We start from the raw sequence: 9,447 nt of genomic DNA on the forward strand, positions 1-9,447 counted from the left end.
GCGCGGCGCTGCAGCTCGTCGACCTCGGCCCGGTCGCCGGCCAGCACCTGCTCGCGCTCCGTCAGCCGGCCCTCACGCCGCTCGACGTCGGCCAGCATCGTGCGGGCGTCGTCCTTGATCGAGGCGACGTCGCGCTCCGCGCGGGCACGCTGCACGCCCGCCTCCCGGCGAGCCACCAGCACGAGCACGAGGGCGACGAGACAGGCGCCGAGCAGCCCCACGATGGTCGCGATCGCGCCTGCATCCACGTCGTTCTCCTGGTCCGGCCACGTCCGACGCGCATCGGGGCCGGTGCGCGGTCGGGCCATTCTCCCTCACGCGGACCCACTCCCTGGGACAACGCCACCCCGGCCGGAGTCGGGGGTTCCCGGAGCCGGAAGGTCAGCCGACCGGGTCCGAGCCGTCGTGGCCGTCCACGCCGTCGACCCCCGGGAGCTCCTCGCGCACGAGCCGTGCGACGAGCCCGGGCGAGTACCCCTTGCGGCCGAGCGCGGCGAGGGTCCGGCGGGCGCGCGTCTGCGCATCCAGCCCCGAGGTCGACCGCAGCTTGCGCCGCACGAGGTCCCGGGCGGCGGTCTTCTCGTCGTCCGAGTCCACCTGCTCGAGCGCCTCACCGGCCAGCTCGTCGTCGATCCCCCGACGCCGGAGCTCGACCGCGATCGCCCGTCGGGACAGTCCGCGCTCGGAGTGGCGGGTGCGGACGAGCATCCGCGCGTACTCGGCGTCGTCGATCAGCCCGACCTCGGTGAACCGGTCGAGCACCCGGTGCGCGACGTCCTCGGGGACGTCCTTGCGGGCCATCGCGTCGGCGAGCTGGGACCGGCTGCGCGCCGACGAGGTCAGGAGCCGCAGCGCGATCGCCCGCGCCACGGACTCCTGGTCCGGCTCGGCATCGTGTGCCGCCGAGCCCGTCGGGGGCGGCTCGCTACCGCTCCACCCCCGACGTCGGGTACCACTCGTCATGCCAGGACTCAGAAGTCGACGACAGGAGTCGGGTCGGCCGGCGCGTCGACGCGGGCGCCGATGCCGAGCTTCTCCTTGATCTTCTTGTCGAGCTCGTTGGCCAGGTCCGGGTTGTCCTTGAGGAAGGACCGGGCGTTCTCCTTGCCCTGACCCAGCTGGTCACCCTCGTACGTGTACCAGGCGCCCGACTTGCGCACGAAGCCGTGCTCCACGCCCATGTCGATCAGGCTGCCCTCGCGCGAGATGCCGACCCCGTAGAGGATGTCGAACTCCGCCTGCTTGAAGGGCGGGGCCATCTTGTTCTTGACGACCTTCACGCGCGTCCGGTTGCCGACCGCCTCGGTGCCCTCCTTGAGGGTCTCGATGCGGCGGATGTCCAGGCGGACCGAGGCGTAGAACTTGAGCGCCTTGCCACCCGTGGTGGTCTCCGGCGAGCCGAAGAACACGCCGATCTTCTCGCGCAGCTGGTTGATGAAGATCGCCGTGGTGCCGGACTGGTTGAGCGCACCGGTGATCTTGCGCAGCGCCTGCGACATGAGGCGGGCCTGGAGGCCGACGTGACTGTCGCCCATCTCGCCCTCGATCTCCGCCTTGGGCACCAGCGCGGCGACCGAGTCGATGACGACGACGTCGATCGCGCCGGAGCGGATCAGCATGTCCATGATCTCGAGCGCCTGCTCACCGGTGTCCGGCTGCGAGACGAGCAGCGCGTCGGTGTCGACGCCCAGCTTCTTGGCGTACTCCGGGTCCAGCGCGTGCTCGGCGTCGATGAAGGCGGCGATGCCGCCGGCCCGCTGGGCGTTGGCCACGGCGTGCAGAGCGACGGTCGTCTTGCCCGAGGACTCCGGGCCGTAGATCTCCACGACGCGGCCGCGGGGCAGCCCGCCGATGCCGAGCGCGACGTCCAGCGCGATGGAGCCGGTGGGGATGACCTCGACGGGGGCACGCCCGTCGTCGCCGAGGCGCATGATCGACCCCTTGCCGAACTGGCGGTCGATCTGGCTGAGTGCGGCCTCGAGGGCCTTGGCACGATCCTGGGGTGCGGGCATGTCCGACCTCGTCTGTCTCGAGCAGCGGTTCGCTGCGGTACGGGGGCTGGTCTCGTCGCGAGTGACGCTATGTCCGACCACCGACATCCCGACCGGGCCACCCTCGACCCCGTGGATCCGACGTCCGCCGGAAGGGGCTGTGGGAGGCTCGGTCGCTCACCCGCAGAACCACACTAGCCGAACAGATGTTCGATGCGTGCGACACGCCGTCAGCGTGTCGCGGACACCTCGATCTGCTCCCCGGGCATCACCACGTGCACCTGCAGGTCGGGAGCGACGCGTGCCGCGGCCGCGGCGAAGGCCGGTCCCGCGCGGTCCATCCAGCCCGGCGGCAGGCGTCGCGACACGGGTGCGTGCAGCGTCCCCCAGTGCACCGGGATCGCCGCACGGGCGCCGACCGCCACGCAGGCCCGCACGGCCTGCGTGGGGTCCATGTGCCCGCCCGACAGGCGCGGGCCCCAGCCGCCGACCGGCACCAGCGCGAGGTCGATCGGCCCGCCCGCGAGCGCGGGGACGTCGGCCATCGCCGCGAACGGTGCGGTGTCCCCCGCGAACCAGATGCGGACGTCGTCGGTCGCCACGACGAAGCCGTGCGTCGAGTTGGGCCGGTGCGGCATCGGCCGGTCCACGTGGATCGCCGGCACCAGGCGGACCCGCAGCGAGGAGCCCGGGACCGTGTACCACTCGATGTCCGTCAGCCCCAGCGCCCCGGAGATGCCGCGACCCCGCAGCCATCGCGCGTTCGCCGGCGCGCTGAGCACCGGGACGTCGTCGAGCAGGCGCAGCGAGCCGAGCTCCGCGTGGTCGTGGTGCAGGTGGGAGATCAGGACGGCATCGGTCCCCTCCCAGTCGGCCGGCTGGGGGGCCGCCCCGCGACGACGCAGCAGTCCCGCGTGCCGCCGCAGCAGCGGGTCGGTGAGCACCCGCACCCCGTCCAGGTCGAGCACCGTGCTCGCGTGACCCAGCCAGCGGACCAGCAGGGTCACGGGCGCAGACCGGCGGCGTCCGCCCAGCGGACCAGCTGCTCGTGGACGGCCTCCGCGCCGACCAGGATCTCGTCGTCGCCGACCGGCTCGCGCAGCTCGTCGGCCATCTGCCAGGCCGTCGGGTGCAGCAGGAAGGCGTGGTTCTGGGCGCCGCCGATGCCGCCGTGCGAGCCGACCTGCCCCTCGAAGGCGTGCACGTGCCCGCGGTCGGTCACGGTCGAGATCAGGAGCAGGTCCCCGGTGTGCGGCAGCCGGGCCGCGCGCACGAGGTCGGCGCGACCGCGCGGGCCGTACGGCGCCAGCGGGTCCTCGCCCTCGGGCTCGGCGCCCGGCTGCTCCAGCAGCACCAGCCCGCGGGGGCCGATCGCGACGAGCCCGCGTGCCTCGGTGTCGACGACGACGACGCCGACCCCCGACCGCTCGGCGAGCCCGGTGACCAGGCCGGGCCAGCGCGCCTGGAAGTCCTCGAGCGTCAGCCGGTGCGGCACCTGCGGGAACCACACGAGACCGAGGTTCCCGGAGCCGACGGTGACCACGTCGGGCAGGTCGTCGCCACCCGCCGGCTGCTTCGGGCGACCCTGGTCGGGGCCGAGGACGGTCGAGCCGCGGGACAGGTTCAGGGCGCTGTTGACGAGGGCGTTGAGCAGGCCCCAGTCCTCGCCGGTGTCGCTCTCGACACCGTCCGCGGCGGGCTCCGCCATGAGCGCGCGCACCGACTCGAGCAGCGTCTCCCCCCCGAGCTGCTGGTACGTGGCACCCAGCGCCTGGCCGTGGTCGGAGAGCACGACGATCTGGTAGTCGCGCGGCGCGACCGCCACCACGCGCTCCAGCGTGCCCAGCACCCGGTCGAGGCCCTCGAGCGACCGCAGGGACTCCGGCCGCGTGGGTCCGGCGTGGTGCGCGATCTCGTCGTAGTCCACGAGGTCGACGTAGATGGTCGGGGCGCCGCGCAGCAGCGCCTCGGCGACCAGCGAGGTGTTCAGGTCGCGCAGGAGCACGTTGGTGATCCCCCGCAGCACGACATACCAGCCGGCGCGCGAGATGCGCGGCTCGACCTCGCGCACCCGCTGGCGGTGGGCCTGGTAGAGCTCTTTGAACATCTCGCCCACCGACAGGCTCAGCGCGCGGGCGAGGACGAAGGGGCTGGCGAAGAAGCGCACGTAGGCCGGACCGGGACCGAGTCCACCGTCAGGACCCTTGGTGCGCGACCGGCTCATCACCACGAAGGCGGTCTCGGCGTCGCCCGAGAACATGGTGGACACGGCCGTCCCGCCGCCGGCGAGGAGCCCCTTGCCGGTGGTGAGTCGCTGCTCCACGAGGGCGGCGTCCTCCGGGTGGTTGGTGACGACGAGCCGGCCGAGGTCCCGGTCCCACCAGCGGAACGCCGGGATCTGCGACGAGTCGCCGTGCAGCAGCCCCGCCTGGCTCGCGGGGGTGGTCGACGGGATCCGGGCCCACCAGCCCTCGAGCGAGTGGCTGCCCGTGCTGATCCAGCGCTCGACGTTGGGCGCCAGCCCGGCCTCGATGGCCTCTCGCAGGACGGGCTCGGCCACCCCGTCGAGCTGCACGACGAGCATCCCGGCAGGGCGTGGCTCGCCCGCCGWCGGCGCCCGGACGCCCTCACGGCGGGCCTGCCGACGCGCGCGCCGCACGAGGTCGGACACGACGTAGTCGCTGTTGCTCGCGCCGATCGCCCATCGGCCGATCGCCATGACGATCGCGGTCAGCAGGAGCACGCCGAGCACGGACCACAGGTTGTCGACGTCGATGCCGGGGACCAGCGAGAGCGCTGCCCAGAGCACGGCGACCTGCGCGAGCAGGCCGAGACCCAGGGCCAGCGCGGCACTGCCCCGGCGGGCGAGGAAGCGCAGCGGCGCGCGGAGCAGCAGGTCGCCCACCGCGACGACGGCGGCCGCGAGCACGACCGCCCACGGGTCGTCGGCGCGGACGCCGTCGATCAGCCACACGGCGACAGCGAGGCCCAGGGTGGTCGTGACGAGCGTGAGCACGGCCTCCCCGATGTCGCGCAGGGTGGGGACCCAGGTGGGGGTGCGGGTGCCGGTCGACGTCATCAGGGGTCTCTCCTAGGCCCGCGGGGGCGCCGGACGGCGGGCGTCGGCCCCCCAGCGTGCGTTCTCGGGGATCTCGAGCTCGTCGCACAGGGCGTGCCACACCGTGCGCGGCTCGACGTTGTCGTCGAGCGCCTGGATCGCGGTGCGCTGGTCGAGCCCCCGCAGCACGAGCTCACGCGTGAGCTCCCGGCCGTGCGCGTTGCCGAGCACCTCGTCCACCAGCTGCCAGAACTCTCGAAGCCTCACGGGGACACACTGCCACCCCTCGGGGTGCGCAGGTGTCGGTGGTGGCCGACAGAATGGCCCGGTGGTGCTGAGGAGCTTCTCCGAGCCGACCCGGACGTGGTTCACGGGTGCGTTCGCCGAGCCCACGGCCGCCCAGCTGGGCGCGTGGTCCGCGGTCGCCGGCGGCGACCACGCGCTCGTCGTCGCCCCCAYGGGGTCCGGCAAGACGCTCGCGGCGTTCCTGTGGGCGCTCGACGGGCTGCTGACGGGGCAGGCTCCCGACGACCCGGTCGAGCGCTGCCGCGTCGTCTACGTCTCCCCGCTGAAGGCCCTGGCGACGGACGTCGAACGGAACCTGCGCTCCCCGCTGGTCGGCATCCGGCAGGCCGCCACACGTCTGGGGCTGACCCTGCCGGACGTGAGCGTCGGGATCCGCACCGGCGACACCCCCCCGAACGAGCGACGGGCCTTCGCGACGAAGCCCCCGGACATCCTCATCACCACGCCCGAGTCGCTGTACCTCGTGCTGACGTCGGGCGCCCGCGCGGGTCTCGCGGGCGTGCGCACGGTGATCATCGACGAGATCCACGCCGTCGCCGGGACCAAGCGCGGCGCGCACCTGGCCCTCTCGCTCGAACGCCTCGACGCGATGCTCGACCACCCCGGGGGCCCGGGTCCGGCGCAGCGGATCGGGCTGTCGGCCACCGTGCGGCCGGTCGAGGCCGTCGCGGAGTTCCTCGGGGGCAACCGCTCACGCGAGGACCGGGGGCGGTCGGTCGTCGTCGTGCAGCCCCCGTCGACCAAGAAGATCGTGGTCGACGTCGTGGTCCCGGTCCCGGACCTGTCCGACCTGCGCAGCGCGGGGCCGGTCGAGGAGGACCTCACGGGCGCGGCCGCCGGCGAGCTCCCGCGCCCGTCCATCTGGCCGCACGTCGAGGAGCGGGTGGTCGACCTCGTCGCGCAGCACCGCTCCACGCTCGTCTTCACCAACTCGCGCCGGGGTGCCGAGCGGCTCACCGCCCGCATGAACGAGGTGTGGGCCGACCGGTCCGGGGCGGACGTGCCCGATCCCGCCACGTTCCGCGCCGCCGCCGTGCCGGGGCAGTCGGGCACCGCCGTCGGCGTCGACACCCGGGAGGCGGCGACCATCCTGGCGCGCGCGCACCACGGGTCGATGAGCCGCGCGGAGCGCACCCGCACCGAGTCCGAGCTCAAGGCCGGTCTGCTGCCCGCGGTGGTCGCGACCAGCTCGCTGGAGCTCGGGATCGACATGGGCGCCATCGACCTCGTGGTGCAGGTCGGCTCGCCCCCGTCGGTCGCCAGCGGGCTCCAGCGCGTCGGCCGTGCCGGGCACCAGGTGGGTGCCGTGTCGCGCGGGATCGTGTTCCCGACGTTCCGCGGCGAGCTCGTGCCCGCGGCGGTGACCGCGCAGCGCATGCGGGACGGGGAGCTCGAGGCCCTGCGGATCCCGCACAACCCGCTCGACGTGCTCGCGCAGCAGATCGTCGCGATGGTCGCGGTGGAGGACTGGTCGCTCGACGACCTGTCGGCCGTCGTGCGCCGGGCGTCGCCGTTCTCCGGGCTGGGCGAGGCGACGTTGCGCGCGGTGCTCGACATGCTCGCGGGTCGGTACCCGAGCGAGGAGTTCGCGGAGCTGCGCCCCCGGCTCGTGTGGGACCGCGTGCGCGACGTGCTCAGCGGCCGGCCGGGGGCTCTGCGCCTGGCGGTGACCAGCGGCGGGACCATCCCGGACCGGGGCATGTACGGCGTCTTCCTGGCGAGCAGCGCGACCACGAGCGACGTGCCCGTCGACGCCGAGCGTGCCGGCGGCGCGGTCCGCGGCGGCAAGCGGGTGGGCGAGCTCGACGAGGAGATGGTCTACGAGTCGCGCGTCGGCGACATGTTCACGCTGGGCTCCAGCACCTGGCGGATCGACGACATCACGCCCGACCGCGTGCTCGTCACGCCCGCTCCCGGCGTGCCCGGGCGGCTGCCGTTCTGGAAGGGCGACGCCCCCGGTCGCCCGGCCGAGCTGGGGCAGGCGATGGGCGCGTGGGTGCGGGAGCTGGGCACGCTGAGCCCCGAGGGCGCCCGCGCGCGGATCGAGGGCGCGGGCCTGGACCCGTGGGCCGCGGACAACCTGCTGACCTACCTGACCGAGCAGCGCGAGGCCACCGGCGAGGTCCCGTCCGACGCGGTCCTGGTGGTCGAGCGGTTCCGCGACGAGCTCGGCGACTGGCGGGTCGTCGTGCACTCGCCGTACGGCGCGCGGGTGCACGCCCCCTGGGCGATCGTCATCGGCGCACGCCTGCGCGAGCGGTACGGGGTCGACGCCGCGGCCATGCACTCGAACGACGGCATCGTGCTGCGCCTGCCCGACATGCTGGACGCGGGCGGCGACCTCGGGTTCGGCGTGGACGACCCGTGGGCGGACTCGACCGGCCCGGCGATCGACATGGCGGACCTGCTGATCGAGCCGGACGAGGTGCTGGACGCGGTCCGGGCCGAGCTCGGCTCGTCGGCGATGTTCGGGGCGAGGTTCCGCGAGGCGGCCGGCCGCGCGCTGCTGCTCCCCCGCCGCCGCCCGGACCGCCGCCAGCCGCTGTGGCAGCAACGCCAGCGGTCGGCCCAGCTGCTCGCGGTGGCCTCGGAGTACCCGGACTTCCCGATCCTGCTGGAGGCCGTTCGCGAGTGCCTGCAGGACGACTTCGACACCGACGCGCTCACCACGCTCATGCGGGACGTCGCGGCCCGGCGGATCCGGGTGGTCGAGGTCACCACGACGCAGCCGTCGCCGTTCGCCCAGTCCCTGCTCTTCGGCTACACCGCGCAGTTCCTCTACGACGGCGACGCCCCGCTGGCCGAGCGCCGCGCGGCCGCCCTGACCCTCGACCCCACGCTGCTCGCCGAGCTCCTCGGCCAGGGCGGCGAGTCCCAGCTGGCCGACCTGCTGGACCCCGACGCCGTGCTGCGGACCGAGGCCGAGCTGAGCGGCCGGGCGCCCGATCGCCAGGCCGGCACGCTCGAGCAGCTCGCCGATGCCGTCCGCCGCCACGGGCCGCTCACCGCCTCCGAGCTGGCCGAGCGCACGAAGGCCGAGGTGCGCGACCAGGTGCCGGCGTGGCTGACGGAGCTCGAGGGCGCCCGCCGGTTGATCCGGGTGCGCCTCGGCAGCGTCGCCCCGGAGCGCGCCGAGCAGTGGGCCGCGGTCGAGGACGCCGGCCGGCTGCGCGATGCGCTGGGTGTCGCGCTGCCCGTGGGCGTTCCCGAGGTGTTCACCGAGGTCGTGCCCGACCCGATCGGCGACCTGCTGCGCCGGCACGCCCGCACGCACGGGCCCTTCACGGCTGCGCAGGCCGCCGCCCGGTTCGGCTGGGGGGTCGCCGTGGTGACCGAGACGCTGCGCCGCCTGGACGGCCTCGGGGTGCTGGTCCAGGGTCGGCTGCGCCCGGACGTGCTGGGCGGGACCGGCGACGAGTTCTGCGACGCCGACGTGCTGCGGACGCTGCGCCGCCGCTCGCTCGCCGCGCTGCGGGCCGAGGTCGAGCCGGTCGCCCCGCAGGCGCTCGGGGTCTTCCTGCCCCGCTGGCAGGGCGTCCAGCCGGTCGGCCGGTCTGGCCGCAGCTCGGCGACGGGGTCGCTGCGGGGCGTCGACGGGGTCGCCCGGGTGGTCGAGCAGCTGGCCGGCGCGGTCCTGCCTGCGTCGGCGCTCGAGACCCACGTGYTGCCCGCGCGCGTGACCGACTACGACCCGGCGATGCTCGACCAGCTGACGGCGGCGGGCGAGGTGGTGTGGGCCGGCCACGGGTCGCTCGCCGGGCACGACGGCCTGATCTCGCTGCACCCGGCGGGCGTCGCCGACCTCACGCTCCCCCCGGTCGCGCCGGCCCCAGACGGGGCACTGCACGCCGCGATCCTCGACGCCCTCGGCGGCGGAGGAGCGTGGTTCCTCGGCGCGCTGGCCGAGCGGGTCCGACAGCTGCGACCCGACGAGGCCTCGCCCAGCCAGGCGGACGTGGCCGCGGCGGTGTGGGACCTGGTCTGGACCGGCCACGTGACCAACGACGGCCTCGCACCGCTGCGCGCGTGGCTGGGCGAGGCCTCGTCGGGTCGCAGCTGTCGGACCCGCTCGGCCAGCGCGCCGAGGAACCA

Annotated in this window: 6 protein-coding genes and 1 pseudogene; 1 reads left to right on the forward strand and 6 read right to left on the reverse strand. The window is 74.6% G+C overall.

The features are described 5' to 3' along the window. The 6 genes and pseudogenes from ACXJKG_RS16090 to ACXJKG_RS16115 all read right to left on the reverse strand — a co-directional run. Nucleotides 1-248: pseudogene (locus ACXJKG_RS16090) on the reverse strand (ribonuclease Y); the annotation flags it as partial. 133 nt (nt 249-381) lie between these two features. Next, nucleotides 382-870 carry a regulatory protein RecX gene (locus ACXJKG_RS16095; protein ID WP_456846755.1) on the reverse strand — a complete coding sequence of 163 codons (489 nt, stop codon included), beginning with the start codon at nt 868-870 and terminating at the stop codon, nt 382-384. A gap of 101 nt (nt 871-971) precedes the next feature. Continuing rightward, nucleotides 972-2,012, reverse strand: coding sequence for a recombinase RecA (gene recA, locus ACXJKG_RS16100; protein WP_456846756.1), 1,041 nt, complete (start codon nt 2,010-2,012; stop codon nt 972-974). Nucleotides 2,013-2,221: 209 nt separating this feature from the next. After that, on the reverse strand, nt 2,222-2,998 hold the full coding sequence (locus tag ACXJKG_RS16105; protein WP_456846757.1) for an MBL fold metallo-hydrolase: 777 nt from the start codon (nt 2,996-2,998) through the stop codon (nt 2,222-2,224). Further along, nucleotides 2,995-5,070 carry an alkaline phosphatase family protein gene (locus ACXJKG_RS16110; RefSeq protein ID WP_456846758.1) on the reverse strand — a complete coding sequence of 692 codons (2,076 nt, stop codon included), beginning with the start codon at nt 5,068-5,070 and terminating at the stop codon, nt 2,995-2,997. Before ACXJKG_RS16110 ends, ACXJKG_RS16105 begins: the two co-directional genes overlap by 4 nt. 12 nt (nt 5,071-5,082) lie before the next feature. Next, nucleotides 5,083-5,316: a DUF3046 domain-containing protein gene (locus tag ACXJKG_RS16115; RefSeq protein WP_456846759.1), complete on the reverse strand. Its 234-nt coding sequence runs from the start codon at nt 5,314-5,316 to the stop codon at nt 5,083-5,085. A 61-nt stretch (nt 5,317-5,377) separates the two neighbouring features. Here ACXJKG_RS16115 and ACXJKG_RS16120 point away from each other — a divergent pair. Then, nucleotides 5,378-9,447, forward strand: a 4,070-nt coding sequence (locus ACXJKG_RS16120; protein WP_456846760.1) for an Lhr family ATP-dependent helicase, incomplete at its 3' end; no start/stop codon positions are given.

The organism is Cellulomonas sp. P5_C6 (assembly GCF_054049635.1).